The sequence below is a fragment of the Caballeronia jiangsuensis genome (genome assembly GCF_046030135.1).
Lineage (GTDB): Bacteria > Pseudomonadota > Gammaproteobacteria > Burkholderiales > Burkholderiaceae > Caballeronia > Caballeronia jiangsuensis.
In genome coordinates this window covers 55,127-75,674 of sequence record NZ_JAQQDB010000025.1, presented here as the reverse complement: position 1 = coordinate 75,674, position 20,548 = coordinate 55,127, and the positions used below count along the sequence as shown (strand labels likewise).

Annotated in this window: 16 protein-coding genes and 1 riboswitch; of the genes, 3 read left to right on the top strand and 13 right to left on the bottom strand. The window is 62.6% G+C overall.

All coding sequences use genetic code 11. The annotated features are described in order from the left end of the window. Positions 1–9 precede the first annotated feature (9 nt). Both thiS and PQR08_RS24645 read right to left on the bottom strand, forming a co-directional pair. The gene (gene thiS / locus PQR08_RS24650; RefSeq protein ID WP_035506668.1) at positions 10–207 is read right to left on the bottom strand and encodes a sulfur carrier protein ThiS; all 198 of its coding nucleotides are present in this window, start codon (positions 205–207) and stop codon (positions 10–12) included. Between the two features lie 16 nt (positions 208–223). Next, on the bottom strand, positions 224–1,372 hold the full coding sequence (locus PQR08_RS24645) for an FAD-dependent oxidoreductase (RefSeq protein WP_408162562.1): 1,149 nt from the start codon (positions 1,370–1,372) through the stop codon (positions 224–226). Positions 1,373–1,555: 183 nt separating this feature from the next. Continuing rightward, a riboswitch (TPP riboswitch) is annotated at positions 1,556–1,680 on the bottom strand. Between the two features lie 231 nt (positions 1,681–1,911). On the opposite strand from PQR08_RS24645, the gene PQR08_RS24640 reads away from it, so the two are divergent. Then, positions 1,912–3,654 carry an ABC transporter ATP-binding protein/permease gene (locus PQR08_RS24640; RefSeq protein ID WP_187609303.1) on the top strand — a complete coding sequence of 581 codons (1,743 nt, stop codon included), beginning with the start codon at positions 1,912–1,914 and terminating at the stop codon, positions 3,652–3,654. A gap of 67 nt (positions 3,655–3,721) precedes the next feature. Here the strand turns inward: PQR08_RS24640 and PQR08_RS24635 are convergent, their stop codons facing one another. From PQR08_RS24635 to PQR08_RS24625, 3 genes are all read right to left on the bottom strand, one after another. Continuing rightward, complete coding sequence (locus tag PQR08_RS24635) at positions 3,722–5,188, bottom strand: glutamate synthase subunit beta (protein WP_408162560.1); 1,467 nt, start codon at positions 5,186–5,188, stop codon at positions 3,722–3,724. Positions 5,189–5,269: 81 nt separating this feature from the next. Beyond that, positions 5,270–9,973, bottom strand: a complete 4,704-nt coding sequence (locus tag PQR08_RS24630) for a glutamate synthase-related protein (RefSeq protein ID WP_408162558.1) — start codon at positions 9,971–9,973, stop codon at positions 5,270–5,272. A gap of 325 nt (positions 9,974–10,298) precedes the next feature. Then, positions 10,299–11,006, bottom strand: a complete 708-nt coding sequence (locus PQR08_RS24625; protein WP_035506683.1) for a transposase — start codon at positions 11,004–11,006, stop codon at positions 10,299–10,301. Between the two features lie 205 nt (positions 11,007–11,211). Here PQR08_RS24625 and PQR08_RS24620 point away from each other — a divergent pair, with 205 nt between their 5' ends. Together PQR08_RS24620 and PQR08_RS24615 are read left to right on the top strand one after the other, a co-directional pair. Continuing rightward, on the top strand, positions 11,212–11,937 hold the full coding sequence (locus PQR08_RS24620; protein ID WP_187609332.1) for an OmpW/AlkL family protein: 726 nt from the start codon (positions 11,212–11,214) through the stop codon (positions 11,935–11,937). A gap of 293 nt (positions 11,938–12,230) precedes the next feature. Beyond that, a complete protein-coding gene (locus tag PQR08_RS24615; RefSeq protein WP_035506783.1) occupies positions 12,231–12,608 on the top strand; it encodes an ElaB/YgaM/YqjD family protein in 378 nt (125 codons plus the stop codon). Positions 12,609–12,611: 3 nt separating this feature from the next. On the opposite strand, the gene ugpQ is transcribed toward PQR08_RS24615, so the two are convergent. From ugpQ to aroK, 8 genes are all read right to left on the bottom strand, one after another. After that, the gene (gene ugpQ, locus PQR08_RS24610; protein ID WP_408162555.1) at positions 12,612–13,367 is read right to left on the bottom strand and encodes a glycerophosphodiester phosphodiesterase; all 756 of its coding nucleotides are present in this window, start codon (positions 13,365–13,367) and stop codon (positions 12,612–12,614) included. 14 nt (positions 13,368–13,381) lie between these two features. Next, positions 13,382–14,458 carry a sn-glycerol-3-phosphate import ATP-binding protein UgpC gene (locus PQR08_RS24605; protein ID WP_408162554.1) on the bottom strand — a complete coding sequence of 359 codons (1,077 nt, stop codon included), beginning with the start codon at positions 14,456–14,458 and terminating at the stop codon, positions 13,382–13,384. 16 nt (positions 14,459–14,474) lie between these two features. Continuing rightward, positions 14,475–15,320 carry a sn-glycerol-3-phosphate ABC transporter permease UgpE gene (ugpE, locus tag PQR08_RS24600; protein ID WP_187609308.1) on the bottom strand — a complete coding sequence of 282 codons (846 nt, stop codon included), beginning with the start codon at positions 15,318–15,320 and terminating at the stop codon, positions 14,475–14,477. Then, entirely contained in the window at positions 15,317–16,201 is an 885-nt protein-coding gene (gene ugpA / locus PQR08_RS24595; protein ID WP_238217211.1) for a sn-glycerol-3-phosphate ABC transporter permease UgpA, read from the bottom strand. Before ugpA ends, ugpE begins: the two co-directional genes overlap by 4 nt. 51 nt (positions 16,202–16,252) lie before the next feature. Continuing rightward, complete coding sequence (ugpB, locus tag PQR08_RS24590; protein ID WP_408162552.1) at positions 16,253–17,578, bottom strand: sn-glycerol-3-phosphate ABC transporter substrate-binding protein UgpB; 1,326 nt, start codon at positions 17,576–17,578, stop codon at positions 16,253–16,255. Between the two features lie 43 nt (positions 17,579–17,621). Continuing rightward, positions 17,622–18,809, bottom strand: a complete 1,188-nt coding sequence (locus PQR08_RS24585) for a deoxyguanosinetriphosphate triphosphohydrolase (RefSeq protein ID WP_408162588.1) — start codon at positions 18,807–18,809, stop codon at positions 17,622–17,624. A gap of 74 nt (positions 18,810–18,883) precedes the next feature. Then, positions 18,884–19,981: a 3-dehydroquinate synthase gene (gene aroB, locus PQR08_RS24580; RefSeq protein ID WP_408162550.1), complete on the bottom strand. Its 1,098-nt coding sequence runs from the start codon at positions 19,979–19,981 to the stop codon at positions 18,884–18,886. Next, complete coding sequence (gene aroK / locus PQR08_RS24575; protein ID WP_035506705.1) at positions 19,981–20,532, bottom strand: shikimate kinase AroK; 552 nt, start codon at positions 20,530–20,532, stop codon at positions 19,981–19,983. The genes aroB and aroK overlap by 1 nt, the downstream gene beginning before the upstream one ends. Between the last annotated feature and the right edge of the window lie 16 nt (positions 20,533–20,548).

Genomic DNA, 20,548 nt, shown 5'->3' with positions numbered 1-20,548 from the left:
GTTCGGAATTCAGCCGCCCGCGACGGGCGACACGACGTCGAGCTTGTCGCCCGCGGCGAGCGTTTTCGTGGCGTGCTCGCCGCGCCCGACGAACTGGCCGTTCAACGCAACCGCGAATGGCGGCTTCGCGCCGAACGCGGCGAGCGCTTCGGTAACGGTGGCGGTGTCGGGCAAATCGAAGACACGCTGATTGATGTGGATGTTCATCTCGTTTGTCTCTTGCTCAATGCGAAAGCGCGGGCGCGACCGAGAACTCGCCGTGCAGCAGCTCGGGCCAGCGCGCGGCGCCGCGGAAATCGGAGAAAGTGTCGGCATCGGCGACGTCGCCTGAAGCGAGCGCTTCGGCCAGATGACTCGCAGCATCCGCGACTTCGGGCGCGATCATGAAACCGTGCCGGTACAGGCCGTTCACGCGCACGGTCCGCGCCCCGTCCCAGACAATTGCCGGCCGATGATCCGGCAAGGTCGGCCGGCAATGCGAATTCAGTTCGAGGATGCGCGCCTCGCCGAAGCCCGGATGCACGGCGAAAGCCGCGCTCAGCAGTTCGAGCGCCGAGCGCACGCTGACGGGCGACATGTCTTCGCCTTCCACTTCCGTCGCGCCGATCACGTACAGATCGTTCTCCTTCGGCGCGATATAGAGCGGATAGCGCGGATGCAGCAGCCGCACCGGCCGCGAAAGCCCGATGCCCGGCGCATGCACGCGCGCAACCTCGCCGCGGATGCCGCGCAGCGCGGGCCACGCGGGCTTTCCGCCCAGACCACGGCAATCGATGATCCAGCGGGCGTCGGGCATTGCGTCGACCGGCGTGTTCCAGTGCGTGCGCACGCCGCGCGCAGCGAGTCCGGCCGCGAGCGCGCTCAGGGCCTGGCGGTTATCCAGCTGGCCTTCGTTCGGCAGCAGCCAGCCCTGCGCGAAGCGCGTTCCGAGCGCGGGTTCGGCCTGCGCGACCTGCGCGCCCGCGAGCTTGACGAAGCCGCCATCGAGCAGATCGGGAGGCGAATTGGCGCGCAGACGGCGCTCGAAGAGTGGCGCCTCGGCGCGATCGGCACCGTGCCACACGACGAGCGTGCCGTTGCGCTGAAAGAAGACCGGCTCGGGCAATTGCTCGATGAGACGCGGCCAGCGTTCGAGCGACGCCGCGCCGAGGCCGACCACGAGCGGCTCCGCGCTCGCCGCTTCCGCGAGCGGCGCGAGCATCGCGGCGGCGACCCACGCAGCCGATTGCGTGCCCGCCGCATCGCCGCGTTCGTAGAGCGCGACGTCATGGCCCGCGCCCGCGAGCTGCCAGGCGACGAGCCGTCCGACGAGCCCGCCGCCGACGACGGCGAAGTCCTGCCCGCGCGCGGCGCCCTGTTCGATCCTGTTCAATTCGATGTCTCCAAAGGGCGTGACGCTGCACCGCACGAGGAGACGAAGTACGCGATCTCGACCGTGCTGGCGCGACGCCACATCACGAGGACGAAATCAGCGGAGAGACCGGCTCGGCATCGGATGAAACGTGCCGGGCGGAAGAAAAATACTGGAAGAGACTGGAGGAATGGCGCGGGATTCGCGCGTTCTCCGGAAACTTCCCTCGCCGGTATTACCCGGATCGGGTGCAAAGGGTCTCTCTCAGCCTCGCCGCGCTGCCGACCGTTCCTGCCGCCGATGCACGCGAAGCACCCCTGTTTCGTCGAGGATCATTAAAACATGAAAGGCGAAGCCGCTGCAAACCGGGATTGCCCGCCTTTTATCGCGCGCGTCGGCACTCTGGCACAATGCCGCGAACATGGTTCGCCGGCCAATCGCACGAAATTAAGCGAGCGTTAAGAGAATCCCGGAACAATTTACGGGGCCGGAAAACGCCGCGCGCGGCCCGGCCGCGGACGTCACAATCGGGCGCCACGGGGCGCATCAGCAGGAAGCTCATGACCAACACTCGTACCGAAAGCACGCAGCAGAAGGCCGACGAAGTCTCGGCCTGGAGCCTCATCAAGCCCTACTGGGTCTCGGAGGAGCGCGGTTTCGCGTGGGGCCTGCTCGTCGCGATCATCGCGATCAACATGACGGTCGTGTGGATCAATGTCCGGCTCAACAGCTGGAACGCCGACTTCTACAACGCGCTGCAGAACAAGAACGTCAAGGACTTCCCGCATCTGCTGCTGATCTTCACGGGCCTCGCGTTCGCGTACATCCTGCTCGCGGTGTACGGGCGCTATCTGCGGCAGATGCTCGCGTTCCGCTGGCGGCAGTGGCTCACCAACCGGTTTCTGGAGCAATGGCTTGGCGACAAGGCGTTCTACCGTATCGAGCGCGATCGCCTCGCCGATAACCCCGACCAGCGTATTTCCGACGACCTCCAGTCCTTCGCCACCACCACGCTTTCGCTGTCGCTCGACCTGCTTTCGACGCTCGTCACGCTCGTCACCTTCATCACGATTCTCTGGACCATTGCGGGCGCGCTCACGTTTTCGCTCGGCGCCACGCCGATCACGATTCCGGGCTACATGGTGTGGGCCGCCGCGCTCTATGCGATTCTCGGCTCGCTGATCATCCAGAAGGTCGGGCATCCGCTCGTGTCGATCAACTATCAGCAGCAGAAAGTGGAAGCGGATTTTCGCTTCGGGCTGATTCGGGTGCGCGAAAACGCCGAACAGATCGCGTTCTACGACGGCATCTCCACCGAGACCGCCAACGCAAAAACCATCTTCCAGCGCATTCGCGACAACTGGTGGCTCATCATGAAGTACACGAAGCGCATGACCTTCGTGTTGAGCTTCTACGGGCAGATCGCGATCATCTTTCCGATCATGGTCGCCGCGCCGCGCTACTTCGCGGGCGCGTTTTCGTTTGGCGTGCTGATGCAGATTTCATCGGCGTTCGGCACGGTCAGCGATTCGTTTTCATGGTTCATCAATAGTTATTCGACGTTGGTCGAATGGCGCGCTACCGTCAACCGTCTGCGCGAATTCAAACGCGTGATGCGCTCGACTCATATCCGCGAGGAAACGTCGCCGGCGACGGAGCACGGCGGCATCAACCTGCATTACACGAGCACGCCTTCCCTCACGACGAACGGCCTCATGCTCGCGCTGCCCAACGGCACGCCGCTCTCGCGTGTGGCGAACGTGTCGATCGAGCCGGGCTCGCGCTGGCTCGTCGTCGGGCCGTCCGGGTCGGGCAAGAGCACGTTGATGCGTGCGCTGGCTGGTTTGTGGCCGTTCGGCGACGGCACCATCGATGCGCCCGTCGACGCGAAAATGATGTTCATCCCGCAAATGAGTTATCTGCCGATCGGGACGCTGCGCGCGGCGCTGTCGTATCCGTCGCCCGGCGGCACGTTCAGCGACGACGAATCGCGCGAAGCGCTGCGTCTGTGCAATCTGGAAGCGTATGCGGACCGGCTGGAGGAAAGCGCGCACTGGGCGCGGAGTCTGTCGCCGGGCGAGCAACAGCGTCTTGCCGCGGCGCGCGTGCTGCTGCACAAGCCGGACTTCGTGTTCCTCGATGAAGCCACCAGCGCGCTCGACGCGGAAAACGAACTGCATATCTACAACACGCTCGTGGAGCGGCTGCCGAAGGCGGCGATTCTGAGCGTGGCGCATCGCGAGTCGGTGGCGATGTTCCATGATTACAAGATCGAGATCGAGAGGGCGATGGCGGAGGTTTGAGCCACGCGCAGCCAAAACAAAAAAGGCCACGCAACTGCGTGGCCTTTTCGCATCGTCGCTCGACGACCTACCGCGGCAACTCGCTCGCCCCCATCAGATACGCATCCACCGACCGCGCACACTGACGTCCTTCGCGAATCGCCCAAACGACCAGCGACTGACCACGGCGCATATCGCCCGCCGTGAACACCTTGTCCGCCGACGTGTAATACGCCTTGTCGCCTTCCGTCGCCGCGCGCACGTTCCCACGCGCATCCTTCTCGACGCCGAACGCCTCCAGCACCGGCGACACCGGCTGGGTGAAACCCATCGCGAGCAGCACGAGATCGGCCTTCAGTTCGAATTCGGAATTCGGCACTTCCTGCATCTTGCCGCCCTTCCACTCGACGCGCACCGCGATCAGCTTTTCGACCTTGCCGTTCTTGCCTTCGAAGCGCTTCGTCGCCACCGACCAGTCGCGATCGCAACCTTCTTCATGCGACGACGAAGTGCGCAGCTTGATCGGCCAATACGGCCACACGAGCGGCTTGTTTTCTTCCTCGGGCGGTTGCGCGAGCAGTTCGAACTGCGCCACGCTCTTCGCGCCATGACGATTCGACGTGCCCACGCAGTCCGACCCCGTATCGCCGCCGCCGATCACGACGACATGCTTGCCCTTCGCCAGCAGTTGATCCGTCAGCTTGTCGCCGGCGTTGACCTTGTTCTGCTGCGGCAGGAATTCCATCGCGTAGTAGATGCCTTCCAGCTCGCGGCCCGGCACCGGCAAATCGCGCGGCGTTTCCGAGCCGCCCGCGATCACGACCGCGTCGAACTGTTCCTTCAGCTCGTCCGGCGTGATCGATTCCTTCGCCGTGTTGCCGATGTACGCCGGCAACGGATCCTTGCCGATGAACACGTTCGTGCGGAAGGAAACGCCTTCGGCTTCCATCTGACGCATACGGCGGTCGATCAGCCACTTCTCCAGCTTGAAGTCGGGAATGCCGTAACGCAACAGACCGCCGATGCGATCGTTCTTCTCGAACACGACGACTTCATGCCCCGCGCGCCCGAGCTGTTGCGCGGCCGCGAGGCCCGCAGGACCGGAACCGACGACAGCGACCTTCTTGCCCGTCTTGTGCTTCGGCGGCTGCGGCACGACCCAGCCTTCGGTGAAGGCTTTGTCGATGATCGCGTGCTCGATCGACTTGATGCCGACCGGATCGTCGTTGATGCCGAGCGTGCACGCCGCTTCGCACGGCGCCGGACAGATGCGGCCCGTGAACTCCGGGAAGTTGTTCGTCGAGTGCAGCACGTTGATCGCGCTCTTCCAGTCCTGCTGGAACACGAGATCGTTGAAGTCCGGAATGATGTTGTTGACCGGGCAGCCGTTGTTGCAGAACGGAATGCCGCAATCCATGCAGCGCGCGCCTTGAACCTTGGCGTCTTCATCCGTCAGCGCGGCGACGAATTCCTTGTAATGCTTGACGCGGGTCAGCGGTGCTTCGTACGCCTCGTGGCGGCGTTCGAATTCGAGAAAACCGGTTGCCTTGCCCATTTCTTTCTCTGTATTTGGTGAGGATCGAGCTCCCCGATGCACACGCACGGGAGAGCCTTTCTAAACGTTGCGATTCGGGCCTTAAGCCGCGATGGCGTCCTTCGACTTCTTCGCGCCGAGCTCGGTGAGCGCGCGCTTGTACTCGGTCGGGAACACCTTGACGAACTGGCGGCGAGCCGAATCCCAGTTCTCGAGCAGCGACTTCGCGCGCGGCGAACCGGTGAACTGGAAGTGACGCTCGATCAAGCCCTTGAGCAGCGCTTCGTCGGTCTTGCCGGTGTGCCACAGCGCGCGATCCACCGTGCGCTCCTGTTCGGCCTGCTGCAGCACCGGATCGAGCGCGACCATCGACTTGTTGCACTTGCCGGCGAACGTGCCGTCCGGGTCGTACACGAATGCGATGCCGCCCGACATGCCCGCCGCGAAGTTGCGGCCCGTCTCGCCGAGCACGACCACCGTGCCGCCCGTCATGTATTCGCAGCCGTGATCGCCGGTGCCTTCGACGACCGCCGTCGCGCCCGAGTTACGCACGCAGAAGCGCTCGCCCGCGACGCCGCGGAAATACGATTCGCCTTCGATCGCGCCGTACATCACCGTGTTGCCGCAGATGATGTTTTCTTCGGACTTGCCGCGGAAGTCGTTGGTCGGGCGAATGATGATGCGCCCGCCCGACAGGCCCTTGCCGACATAGTCGTTGCCGTCGCCGACGAGATCCAGCGTGACGCCCTTCGCCAGGAACGCGCCGAAGCTCTGGCCCGCCGTGCCCTTCAACTGGATATGGATCGAGTCGTCAGGCAGACCGTCGTGACCGTGCTTCTTCGCGATCAGACCGGACAGCATCGCGCCGACCGTGCGGTTCACGTTGCGCACCGGCTGGATGAACGACACATGCTCGCCCTTCTCGATCGCCGCCTTCGACTTCTCGATCAGCACGTGATCGAGCGCCTTGTCGAGGCCGTGATCCTGCACGTCGACATGCTTGCGCGCGACGTCTTCGCCAACCGGCACCTGATAGAAGATGCGCGAGAAGTCGAGACCCTTCGCCTTCCAGTGCTCGACGCCCTTCTTCATGTCGAGCAGATCGACGCGGCCGATCAGATCGTCGAACTTGCGGATGCCGAACTGCGCCATGATCTCGCGCACTTCTTCCGCGACGAAGAAGAAGAAGTTGACGACGTGTTCCGGCTGGCCGGAGAACTTCGCGCGCAGCACCGGGTCCTGCGTCGCGACGCCCACCGGGCACGTATTCAGATGGCACTTGCGCATCATGATGCAGCCTTCGACGACGAGCGGCGCCGTCGCGAAGCCGAATTCGTCCGCGCCGAGCAGCGCGCCGATCACGACGTCGCGGCCGGTCTTCATCTGGCCGTCGGCCTGCACGCGGATACGGCCGCGCAGACGGTTCAGCACGAGCGTCTGCTGGGTTTCGGCGAGGCCGAGTTCCCACGGCGTGCCCGCGTGCTTCAGCGACGACAAGGGCGACGCGCCCGTGCCGCCGTCATGACCCGCGATCACGACGTGATCCGCCTTCGCCTTCGCGACACCGGCGGCAACCGTGCCGACACCGACTTCCGACACCAGCTTCACCGAAATGCTCGACGCCGAATTCACGTTCTTCAGATCGTGAATGAGCTGTGCCAAGTCTTCGATCGAATAGATGTCGTGGTGCGGCGGCGGCGAAATCAGGCCGACGCCCGGCACCGAATAACGCAGCTTGCCGATGTACTCGGAAACCTTGTGGCCCGGCAACTGACCGCCTTCGCCCGGCTTCGCGCCCTGCGCCATCTTGATCTGGATCTGATCCGCCGACGACAGATATTCCGCCGTCACGCCGAAACGCCCGGACGCGACCTGCTTGATTTTCGAGCGCAGCGAATCGCCGTCCTTCAGCGGAATGTCGCTGACGACTTCCTTGCCGATGATCGATTGCAGCGTGTCGCCGTTCTTGATCGGAATGCCGCGCAGTTCGTTGCGATAACGCGTTTCGTCCTCGCCGCCTTCGCCGGTGTTCGACTTGCCGCCGATGCGGTTCATCGCGACAGCCAGCGTGGCGTGCGCTTCCGTGCTGATCGAGCCGAGCGACATCGCGCCCGTTGCGAAGCGCTTGACGATGTCCTTCGCCGATTCGACTTCGTCGAGCGGAATCGCTTTCGTCGGCTCGACCTTGAACTCGAACAGGCCACGGAACGTCATGTGACGCTTCGTCTGGTCGTTGATGATGTGCGCGTATTCCTTGTACGTCTGATACGAGTTGCTGCGCGCCGAGTGCTGCAGCTTGGCGATCGCGTCAGGCGTCCACATGTGCTCTTCGCCGCGCACGCGGTACGCATACTCGCCGCCCGCGTCGAGCATGTTCGCGAGGACCGGGTTGTCGCCGAATGCGTCGCGATGCAGGTGGATCGCTTCTTCCGCCACTTCGAAGAGGCCGATGCCGCCGACCTTCGTCGCCGTACCACGGAAGTACTTCTCGACCAGCTCCGTCGACAGGCCGACGCCTTCGAAAATCTGCGCGCCGGTGTAGGACATGTACGTCGAAATGCCCATCTTCGACATGACCTTCAACAGGCCCTTGCCGACCGCCTTCGTGAAGTTGTAGATGACCTTGTCGGCCGACAGGTCGCCCTTCAGGCCATCGGCCATGTTGGCGAGCGTTTCGAGCGCGAGGTACGGGTGAACGGCTTCCGCGCCGTAGCCCGCGAGCAGCGCGAAGTGATGCGTCTCGCGCGCCGAGCCCGTTTCCACGACGAGACCCGTGCTCGTGCGCAGACCGTGCGCGACGAGATGCGAGTGAATCGCGGACGTGGCGAGCAGCGCCGGAATCCCGACGTTATCGCGGTCCATCTTGCGATCGGACACGATCAGGATGTTGTAGCCGGATTTCACGGCATCGACCGCTTCCGCGCACAGCGACGCGATGCGCGCCTCGATACCTTCCTTGCCCCACGCCACCGGATAGCAGATGTTCAGTTCGTACGAGCTGAACTTGCCGCCGGTGTACTTGTCGATGGCGCGGATCTTCGCGATGTCCTTGAAGTCGAGCACGGGCTGCGACACTTCGAGGCGCATCGTCGGGTTGATGTTGGTCGTGTCGAGCAGGTTCGGCTTCGGACCGATGAACGAGTTCAGCGACATCACCATGTTCTCGCGGATCGGGTCGATCGGCGGGTTCGTCACTTGCGCGAACAACTGCTTGAAGTAGTTGTAGAGCGTCTTGCTCTTGTTGGACATGACCGCGAGCGGCGAGTCGTTGCCCATCGAGCCGACGGCCTCTTCGCCCGACTGCGCCATCGGCGCCATCAGGAACTTGAGGTCCTCCTGCGTGTAGCCGAACGCCTGCTGGCGATCGAGCAGCGCGGCGGCTTCGCGGCGTTGCGTTTCGACGTCTTCGGCCTTCGGCTCGATTTCGTCGAGCTTGATGCGCACGGCGTCGATCCAGCTCTTGTACGGCTTCGCGTTGGACAGGTTGTCCTTGAGCTCCTTGTCCTCGATGATGCGGCCCTGCTCCATGTCGATCAGGAACATCTTGCCCGGCTGCAGACGCCACTTCTTGACGATCTTCGATTCGGGAATGGGCAGCACGCCGGACTCCGACGCGAGGATCACGAGATCGTCGTCGGTGACGAGATAGCGCGCCGGACGCAGACCGTTACGGTCCAGCGTTGCGCCGATCTGGCGGCCATCGGTGAACGCGATCGCGGCGGGACCGTCCCACGGCTCCATCATCGCGGCGTGGTATTCGTAGAACGCGCGGCGGTTGTCGTCCATCAGCGTGTGCTGTTCCCACGCTTCGGGGATCATCATCATCATCGCGTGGACGAGCGGGTAGCCGGCCATCACGAGCAGTTCGAGACAGTTGTCGAACGACGCCGTGTCCGACTGGCCCGGATAGATCAGCGGCCAAAGCTTCGGCAGATCGTCGCCGAGCACGTAGGACGCGATCGCGCCGGTGCGCGCGTTCAGCCAGTTGACGTTGCCCTTCACGGTGTTGATTTCACCGTTGTGCGCGATCATCCGATACGGGTGCGCGAGCTCCCACGCCGGGAACGTGTTGGTCGAGAAGCGCTGGTGCACGAGCGCGAGTGCCGACACGACACGCTCGTCCTGCAGGTCGCGGTAGTACACGCCGACCTGACCCGCCAGCAGCAGGCCCTTGTAGACGACCGTGCGCGACGACATCGACGGCACGAAGTATTCCTTGCCGTGCTTGAGCTTCAGCGCCTGAATGCGGTGGCTCGCCGTCTTGCGGATGATGTACAGCTTGCGCTCGAGCGCGTCAGTTACGACGATGTCCTTGCCGCGGCCGATGAAGATCTGGCGGATCAGCGGCTCGCTCGCCTTCACGGTCGGCGAAATCGGCATGTTGGAATCGACGGGCACGTCACGCCAGCCGAGCACCACCTGGCCTTCGGCCTTGACCGTGCGCTCCAGCTCCTGCTCGCACGCGAGACGCGACGCATGTTCCTTCGGCAGAAAGATCATGCCGACGCCGTACTCGCCAGCCGGCGGCAACGTCACGCCCTGCTTGGCCATTTCTTCGCGATAGAAGCCGTCCGGCACCTGGATCAGGATGCCGGCGCCATCGCCCATCAGCGGATCCGCACCGACCGCGCCGCGGTGATCGAGATTTTCGAGAATCTTGAGACCCTGCTGAATGATCTCGTGGCTCTTTTTCCCCTTGATATGGGCGACAAAGCCGACGCCGCAGGCGTCATGCTCGTTCGCAGGGTCATACATGCCCTGCGCGGCGGGAAGCGAACCGGCTGCCGGTTGCTGATGATCGTTCATGGGGACACCGTCTCTACTGTGAGGGGCCGACTCGGCCGTTGAACCATTTTCTTGTCGCTTGCGACCGTTTTTTTCAGCTTGGAAAGCGTCACGAAGCACGGTCGTGCGCGGCACGCTGCACCGCGGCAATCGCCGGAAATCGAAATATACGCGACGAATCAAAAAGATGGCAAATAAAACTTAATGATGCGGCACCAATTATCGATATGGTGCAAACACGCACCGATATATTAGGGACGCATCGTTGTCGACGAAAAAGAAACGGCGAATCCCGCAATTTCGAGACGCCGTTTCATTTTCGCTTCAGGTTTGCCGTGACGCGCCGTTATTGGGTTTGTGGAGTTTCGCGGATCTTGCGCGGACGTCCGCGCGGCAGCGGCGACACGCGTCGGTTGGCTGCATGCGATGCCCATTCGCGATAGGCATCGCTGCCCAGCACCCAGCCTTTGAGTGTCGCTTGCAGGAGACGGTTGGCTTCGCGCTCGTCGAGCGGTTGCTCGCACAGTTCCTTGTAGGCGTGCTGGCGCTCGAATGGCGTGTTGCCGAGCGACCAGAAGAGCGGATGGTCGGTGATCAGCCCATCCAGAGTGAGCCCGATGTGATGACGGAAGCTGGACCACTTGTAGTCCTGCGGCGCCGCGACGAGTTGCGCGCGCACGGGCGCCATTTCGACGACGCGTGTGGCGAGCAAAAAGTAACGTTCGCCCTCGATGACCGTGGCACGATAGCGGCCTTCCCACAGGGTGCCGCGTCGCGTGTAACGGCGATTGAAGTGCGCTACGTAACGACGTCCTACTGCCTGCATCGCTTTGGGCAAGCTGGACTCGTCGCGAGGCGTGACGAGCAGATGCACCGCTTGCGGCATCAGAGCGTAGGCGTGGATGGAGAGGTGATGATCACGTGAAGCAGTCCTCAAGCAGTCGATGAAGAGCTCGTAGTCCTGGTCGTCGACGAAGGCGGGTTGCTGGTCGAGACCACGCAGGATGACATGCTGCGGCTGTTCGGGAACGTAGAGTCGTGCAAGCCGTGCCATTCTGGATATTCCGTTGGTCGCATTTGTGTTACCCCAATCGGGGGCCTTTCGGAGCCGTTTCGGTAGCGCGGACAAACACATGCAAGTGCCGTGCAACGAGGCCCCAAAGCCGCTCTTTGCCCTAGGGAAAATGCTCTACGGCATCGCTATGGTTAATGTGAAATGTTGTGTTCATAATGAGCGTGCTTTTTTGGAGGAGCACAAATTGAAAATAAAACAAGTCATCACGGGGATCGCGGCATTAGCGTGTGTGTCTACCGCGGCACATGCGCAATCTGCTGGATCCTTCTATGCAACAGCAGGCTGGTTTCACTTTGCCCCGCAAGACAGCAGTGGTCCGCTCAAAGAAACCAGTGTAGGCGGATCTCCGGTCAATATCGATGTTCCCGGCACCGGCGCCGGCATTTCGAGCGCTGACACGGCCGGCTTCACATTGGGCTACTTCGCTACCGACCACATCGCAGCGGAACTCGAAATGGGCGTGCCGCCCACGTTCGATCTCGAAGGCACAGGCACCTTCTCGCAGTACGGCAAGCTCGGTAGCGCGAAGCAATGGAGCCCGACGCTGCTGTTCAAATACTTCTTCAATGCTCCTACCGCGAAGTTCCGTCCGTTCGTCGGTGTTGGTGTGACGCGCACCTGGTTCACCGACGCAAAGATCACGAATCAGCAATTCGAAGGCTCCGTCCTGCATGGTCCGACCACAGTCGACACGGATAGTTCGTGGGCGCCTGTGTTTAACGTCGGTGCGACTTACAATTTCACAGAACACTGGTTTGCCGGATTTTCCGTGTCGTTCATTCCTTTGAAGGCCACGGCAAAGCTGAACACGCAGGCTCAAACGCCTGTCGGCACGCTCAATGTCCAGTCGCAAGCGAAAATCACGCTCAACCCGATCGTCACATATTTGCGCGTCGGCTATCGTTTCTAAAGTCAAACTGCGCATCGGCATGTAACGTCGATATAAGCGTGATTGTTGAAAAGAAAGAAAACGCCGGCATGATTCACTCGTGTCGGCGTTTTGTTTTGCGCGTGCTTGTAAATGTGACCTTCGGTTGAAGGAATCACATGCAGTTCTTACGCGCCGACACGAGCGCAAAATCAATCACGGTCGCGCTTACCGATGAGTTGCGCAAGGTCGAGGCACCGGCATCGAATTTGCTGCATGATGGGTTTCCCGCCATCTCGGGCGGGTTATCCACGACTCATCCATCGGAGCGATCTATGAACGCACTGCCTAATACGCGAGACGCCATCGGAGATTCATGGAGCACGACGAGCCGCCGCGCACGCCGCATGGCGCGCCATGGCCGTGAAGCGGCCGAGGATATCGGCTCGGAACTCCGCACACTTCTCAGCGAACTCGAAAGCACCTTGTCCGAAGGCACATCGGCCGATGCGGCTGCGTTGCGCGCGCAGATCAGCGAGCGTCTCGACAACGCCCGTGCACGTCTGAACGATACCCACGCGGCACTCCGCGAGCGCGCTGGCGCCGCGTTTGGAGACGCGGACGCCTATCTTCACGAAAAGCCCTGGCAGACGATTGCGCTCGTCGGCGGATTGGCGCTCGTCGCGGGCGTATTGCTCGCGCGCGTGCGCTGACTTTCAATCGGACGACGCTTCCAGAAAATCCGCGCCAATAATGTCGATGCGATCCGTGCAGATCGCATCGACGCCCCACTGCGCGAGCAAACGCGCGCGCGCCGGATCGTTCACGGTGTAGGCGAGGATACGCAAGCCCGCATCCTTGATTTGCTCGACGAGCGATTCATCGAGCGCGCGATGATTCGCGTGCAGCGACACGCACGATAGCGCCGACGTCTGCGCGCGCCAGTTCTCCGGAACGCGCTCGTACAGCATGCCGCGCGGCAGGTTCGGCGCGACATCGCGTGCGGCTTCGAGCGTCGCGTATGAAAACGATGACAACAACGGCGCAGTTTCGGCATCCGCCCACAAACGCGCCGCCTCGCGCGCGACGAGCACGCCTGTTTCCACGTCGCGCCCCTGACTCGGCTTGATCTCGATGTTCGCCGCAAGGCCATGCTTTGCGCATCGTTCATACACTTGCGCAAGCGTCGGCATGCGCGCATCGGCGAACTCCGCGCTGAACCATGTGCCCGCATCGAGCGTGCGCAGTTGCGCGTAGGTCATCGCTTTCGCCGCGCCGCGCCCATTCGACGTGCGGTCCACCGCGTCGTCATGCAGCAAGAAGACGATATCGTCGGCGGAGAGCTTCGCGTCGAATTCGATCATCTTGTGACCGAAGCGCGCGCCCACGTCGATCGCCTCCAGCGTGTTCTCCGGCGCGAGCTTGCCGCCGCCGCGATGCGCGACGATCGCGGGATAGGGCCAGGTTCTCATCGCGTGTGCTCCATTCAATTGGCGCGTAGTCCCGACGCCGGATCGAAGAAATGCAGATGCCGCGCCGGCAGCGACAGGCTGAGCCGCTCGCCGCGCTGCGGACGATGCTCGTGAGGCAAGCGCGCCGCCACGTCGTGCTTGCCCCACTTGCCGTGGGCGAGATTGTCCGCGCCGAGCAGTTCGGCCGAATCGACGTCGAGCGTCGCGCTCGGTGCGTCGACGTTTCCGGGCGTCATGTGCTCCGGACGAATGCCGACGATCCACTCGCGCCCATGCATCGCGCTATTCACGTTGGATACAGGCAATGCAGGTCCGTCGCCTGCGACGACAAAGGTTGCGCCATCTTCGGACAGCCTGCCTTCCAGCAGATTCATCGCCGGCGAACCGATGAAGCTCGCGACGAATACCGTCGCAGGCCGCTCGTACACTTCAGTCGGCGCGCCGATCTGTTCGGCGTGGCCCTTGTTCATCACGATGACGCGCTGCGCGAGCGTCATGGCTTCGATCTGATCATGCGTGACATACAGGCTCGTGGTCGCGAGCCGCGCGTGCAGACGCTGAATTTCGAGGCGCATCTGCACACGCAGCTTGGCGTCGAGATTCGAAAGCGGTTCATCGAATAGAAACACCGCTGGCTCGCGCACGATTGCGCGGCCCATCGCGACGCGCTGCCGCTGCCCGCCCGACAGTTCGCGCGGCTTGCGCGCAAGCAGATGTTCGAGCTCCAGTATGCGCGCAGCATTGGAGACGCGCGCCTCGATGGTCTTCCGGTCCGCACCGCCGATCTTCAGCGCATACGCCATATTCTGCGCGACGCTCATGTGCGGATAAAGTGCGTAGTTCTGAAAGACCATCGCGATATCGCGATCCTTCGGCTCCAGCTTGTTGACGACTTTGCCGCCAATTTCGATCGCGCCTTCCGACACGCTTTCGAGTCCCGCGACCATGCGCAGCAGCGTCGATTTTCCGCACCCGGACGGGCCGACCATCACGACGAACTCGCCGTCCTCGACCGCGACATCGATGCCGTGAAGCACGTAGTTCGAGCCGTCGTAAGTTTTCTTTACGCCTTTGAGATTCAATGCGGCCATCGATCAGCCTTCTCCGTTATTTCTCTGAGTCCACGAGTCCGCGCACGAACCAGCGCTGCATCGTCAGCACGACCGCGAGCGGCGGCAGCATCGCGAGCAGCGTCGCCGTCATCACCAGATGCCATTCGGTCGCGGTATCGCCCGACGCGATCATGCTCTTGATGCCGACCACCGCCGTCTGCAGCGACACTTCGTTGGTGATGAGAATCGGCCAGAGATACTGATTCCAGCCGTAGATGAACGTGATGACGAACAGCGCCGCGATGTTCGTCTTCGAAAGCGGCAGCACGACGTCCCAGAAGAAACGCAGCGGACCCGCGCCATCGATGCGCGCCGCTTCCATCAGCTCGTCGGGCAGCGTCATGAAGAACTGGCGGAAGAGAAACGTCGCCGTCGCGGATGCGATCAGCGGCAGCGTCAATCCCGCGTACGTGTTCGACAGATGCATCGACGAGACGACCTGCACCGTCGGGAAGATGCGCACTTCGACGGGCAGCATCAGCGTGATGAAGATCAGCCAGAACGCGAGGTTCTTCAGCGGAAAGCGGAAGAACACGATCGCGTACGCGGAGACGATCGACACCGCGATCTTGCCGATCGAAATCACGAGCGCCATCACGAGGCTGTTCATCAGCATGAGACCGAACGGCGCCGCCGCGTTGCCGCTGCCGTGCGTCCAGATATTCGCGACATTCTCGAAGAGATGCGTGCTCGGAATCAGCGAGAGCGGCACGCTGAACACTTCCTTCGAGTTCATCGTGGCCGCGCAGAACGCGACGTACACCGGAAACACGATCAACACGACGCCGAGCAGAAGCACCGCGTGACAGAAGATATCGAAGCCGCGACGGTTTTCGATCATGAGTATTGCACCCTGCGTTCGACGAAGCGGAACTGGATCACCGTCAACGCGACGACGATCACCATCAGCACGACCGATTGCGCGCCCGAGCTGCCGATATCGAGTCCCTGAAAGCCTTCCGCGAAGATCTTGTAGATGAGCGTCTTGGTCGATTGCGCGGGGCCGCCGCCGGTTGCGGCATCGATGACCGGGAAGGTATCGAAGAACGCGTAGACGAGGTTCACGACGAGCAGGAAGAAAGACGTCGGCGACAACAGCGGCAGCGCGATGCCGAAGAAGCGTCGCACAGGCCCGGCGCCGTCGATGGCCGCGGCTTCGATCAGCGATTGCGGGATCGCCTGAAGGCCCGCGTAGAAGAACAGGAAGTTGTAGCTGACCTGCTTCCACACCGACGCGAGCACGACGAGGAACATCGCCTGCGTGCCATTGAGCGCGTGATTCCAGATGATGCCCTGCTTCGCGAGCGCATACGTCACGAGCCCGATGCTCGGGTTGAACAGAAACGACCACAGCACGGCGGCGATCGCGGGCGCGACCGCGTATGGCCAGATGAGCAGCGTCTGATACGCCTTCGCGCCGCGCGTCACGCGATCGGCGCATGCGGCGAGCAGCAGCGAGATCACGAGACCCGACACGGTGACGAGCGAGCAGAAGATCATCGTCGTGTTGAACGACGAGAGATAGAGCGGATCGGCGAACAACTGCCTGAAGTTCGCCAGCCCGACGAACTCGCTCGACGTGCCGAACGCGTCCTGACTCTGCGTGGCCTGCCAGAGCGCTTCACCGGCCGGCCACAGAAAGAACAGCGCGGTGATCGCGAGTTGCGGCGCGACGAGCAGATACGGCAAGACGCTCGTATCGAAACGAGACCGTTTTTCCATGCGTTGATGTCCCGAACGGAAGCGCCCGCGATGAACGCGGGCGCATGCGTTTTAGTTGCCGGTCTTCTCGAAGCGGCGCAGCAATTCGTCGCCGCGTTGCACCGATGCGTCGAGCGCTTGCTGCGGCGTCTTCTTCTCGGCCCAGACCTGCTCCAGCTCTTCATCGACGATCGTGCGGATCTGCGGCATGTTGCCCAGACGCAGGCCCTTGGTGTAGGGCAGCGGCGGCTTGTTCAGCATCTGCTTGATCGCGATGTCCGCGCCGGGATTCTTGTCGTAGAAGCCCTGCTTCTGCGTGAGCTCATACGCGGCCTGCGTGACCGGCAGATAGCCCGTGTCCTGATGCCACTTCGCCGCGACTTCCGGCGTCGAAAGATACGCGAGGAATTTCGCGACGCCCTTGTAGACAGCCGGGTCCTTGCCCGACAACACCCACAGACTCGCGCCGCCGATGATCGCGTTCTGGGGCGCGCCCTTCACGCTCGCGTCGTAGGGCATCATGCCGACGCCGTAATCGAACTTCGCGAACTTTGCGATGGTCGCGCGCGAGCCCGACGAGTTCGTGATGATGCCGCAGTCGCCGCTATAGAACTTCGACACGGGCTCGTCCTTGCGGCCGACATACGTGAACGTGCCTTCCTTCGCCATCTTCTGCAGGAACTGGATGTGCGCGACCTGCAACGGCTTGTTGAATTCGAGCTTGGCGTCGAGACCGTCGAAGCCGTTGTTCTTCGTCGCGAACGGCGCGGCATGCCACGCGCTGTAATTCTCGAGCTGAATCCAGCTTTGCCAGCCCGACGAGTAACCGCACGAATAACCGGCGGCCTTCAGCTTCTTCGCGTCGGCTTCGACATCGGCCCAGGTCTTCGGCGGCTGGTTCGGATCGAGACCGGCCTTCTTGAACGCGTCCTTGTTGTAGTAGAGAACGGGTGTCGAGCTGTTGAACGGCATCGAGATCAGATGGCCGGTCTTGGCGTCGCTGTAGTAACCGGCGATGGTCGGCACGAACGCCTTTTCGTCGAGCGGAACGCCTGCCTGCTTGAAGACATCGGAGACCGGGATGACGGCCTTCTTCGCCTGCATCATCGTCGCGGTGCCGACTTCGTAGACCTGCAGGATCGCGGGCGCGTTGCCGCTGCGATACGCCGCGATGCCCGCCGCGAGCGCCTGGTCATACGTGCCCTTGAACACGGGAACGATCTTGTAATCGCTCTGCGACTTGTTGAAGTCGTTGGCGATGTCGTTCACGCGCTCACCCAGCGCGGCTTCCATCGCGTGCCAGAACTGGATTTCCGTCGCGGCGTGCGCCGCGGTGCTGGCGCCGAAGGCCAGAACGGCGGCGGCCGAGATCGTGCGGAACAGGGGCTTGCAGCTCATCGATGAGTCTCCTTTCGAGGATTCGCGCTTGAAACGCGCGATATTAGTTGTTGTCGATGACAAACAGGCGTTGATACTCTTTCAATGCATAGCGATCGGTCATGCCCGCGATGTAATGCGCGATGAGCCGCGCCTGCGAGCTGTCGTGGCTCGATGAAGGCGCGTCGTTCGCGGATTCCTCCGTCACCGGTCCGCGCGCCTGATAAGCGGGCGGCAAGAGGCGCGGATCGTCGGTGAAGGCTTCGAAGAGGCCCGTCACCACGCGCTTCGCCTTATTGGCCATGCGCATCACGCGATAGTGCCGGTACAAATTCTTGAACAGAAAGCGCTTGAGTTGCGCCGCCTGCGCCGCGACTTCATCGCTGTGCGCGACGAGCGTCGGCGCATTGCGCACGGCGTCGAGCGATTGCGGCGCGACGCGTTCGAGATTGCGGCCCGTCGCCTCGATCAGATCGACGATCAACGTGTTGATGATGCGGCGGATCGTCTCGTGGATGAGCCTGCGCCCCTCGATGTCCGGATAGTCGGCGCGCGCGGCATCGAAATGCGTGTGCCAGAGGCTCACCTCGGAAAGCTGATCGAGCGTGATGAGGCCCGAGCGCAGGCCGTCGTCCACGTCGTGATTGTTGTACGCGATTTCATCGGCGACATTGGCGATCTGCGCTTCGAGCGACGGCTGCTTCCCCGTGAGAAAGCGCTCGCCGAGCTCGCCGAGCTTGCGCGCGTTTTCGCGCGAGCAATGTTTGAGGATGCCTTCGCGCGTCTCGAAGCAGAGATTCAGGCCGTTGAACGCGCCGTAATGCTCTTCGAGCTGATCGACCACCGCGAGGCTTTGCAGATTGTGTTCGAAGCCGCCGTGATCGCGCATGCATTCGTGCAGCGCGTCCTGCCCGGCGTGACCGAACGGCGTATGGCCGAGATCGTGCGCGAGCGAAATGGCTTCGACGAGATCCTCGTTCAGCCTCAGATTGCGCGCGACCGAACGCGCGATCTGCGCGACTTCGAGACTGTGCGTGAGGCGCGTGCGGAAGAGATCGCCTTCGTGATTGACGAAGACCTGAGTCTTGTATTCGAGCCTGCGAAACGCGGTCGAATGCACGATGCGATCTCGATCGCGCTGAAATTCCGAGCGTGCCGCGGGCGGCGGTTCGGCAAAACGCCGCCCGCGCGATTGCGACGCGTGCGCGGCGTACGGCGCGAGATGCGCCTCGAACGCGAGCGTCGGCGGCATGCCCGGCGGAAGTTGCTGTTCTTTGTCGCTCACCGGCTGCTCCGAATCGTGGTTCTGGCCGCCGCTCGCGCGGATCAGACGCTGGCTGCGAGCGTTGCGCGCACGGCCTGATCGGGCGCGCTCGTGATCTCGGTCGCGCCGAAGCGGGTCAGCAGAATGAATTTGATCTCGCCGGCTTCGGCCTTCTTGTCGATCTTCATCAGATCGACGTAGCGGTCGTCGCCGAGTTGTGGCGCCGTGACGGGCAGTTTCGCCGCCTCGATCACACGCACGAGACGCCGGCGCGCGGCTTCGTCGAGCTTGCCGAGGCGCACGGACAGATCCGCCGCCATCACCATGCCGCAACCGACCGCCTCGCCGTGCAGCCATTCGCCGTAGCCGAGCCCGGCTTCGATCGCATGGCCGAAGGTGTGGCCGAAATTGAGAATGGCGCGCCGGCCGCCTTCGCGCTCGTCCGACGCGACGACCGACGCCTTGATCTCGCACGAACGCTTCACGGCGTGCGCGAGCGCTTCGTCGTCACGGCGATTCAGCGCGTCGATGTTGGTTTCGATCCATTCGAAGAATTCGGCATCTGCGATGGCCGCGGTTTTGATAACTTCCGCGATGCCCGCCGCGAGTTCGCGCTCCGGCAGCGTGTGCAGCGCGCCGATATCCGCGATGACCGCTTGCGGCTGATAGAACGCGCCGATCATGTTCTTGCCGAGCGGATGATTGATGCCCGTCTTGCCGCCGACCGACGAATCGACTTGCGACAGCAGCGTGGTCGGCACCTGGATGAACGGCACGCCGCGCATGTAGCTCGCCGCCGCGAAACCGGTCATGTCGCCGACGACCCCGCCGCCGAGCGCGATCAACGTCGTCTTGCGATCGGCGCGTTCGGTGAGCAGCGCATCGAAGATCTGATTGAGCGTTTCCCAGTTCTTGTGCGCTTCGCCGTCCGGCAGGACCACCGTGGTCACTTTCTTGCCGAGCGGTTCGAGCGCGGCGCGCAACTGGTCGCCGTAGAGCGGATCGATGGTGGAATTCGTGACGATCGCCACGGACGCGCCCTTGATATGCGGCGAGAACAGTTCCGTGCGGCCGATCAGGCCCGCACCGATATGAATGGGATAGGCGCGCTCGCCCAGTTCGACGTTGACGGTGATCGTTGGGGTAATCATGGCGGACATTATGACTCAGCCGACTTGACGACGCCGGCGACCTCCAGTTGCATCAGGACCATATTGACGAGCGCGTTGACGGTCGGCCGCCCCGTTTCCACGACGAAATGCGCGCATTCGTGATACAGCGGATCGCGCGTCTGAAAGAGCGCTTCGAGCTTGCCGCGCGGATCGTCGGTCTGCAACAGCGGACGATTCTTGTCGCGCCGCGTGCGCTGCCAGAGATCGTGCGGATTGGCGCGCAGATATATGACGATGCCGCGATTCTTCAGATGTTCGCGATTCTCGGGCCGCAACACCGCGCCGCCGCCCGTCGCGAGCACGATGCCGTTTCGCTGCGAAAGCTCGTCGATGACGTTCGCCTCGCGCTGACGAAAACCCGCCTCGCCTTCCAGTTCCCAGATCACCGGGATGCGGGCGCCCGTGCGCGCCTCAATCTCCTGATCCGAATCGATGAACGAGCGCTGCAGACGGCGCGCAACCGCACGGCCCACGGTGGTTTTACCCGCCCCCATGAGTCCGACGAAAAAAATGTTCGCGTTCGCGTGCCCTTCCTGCAACCTGGATCCTTTTACA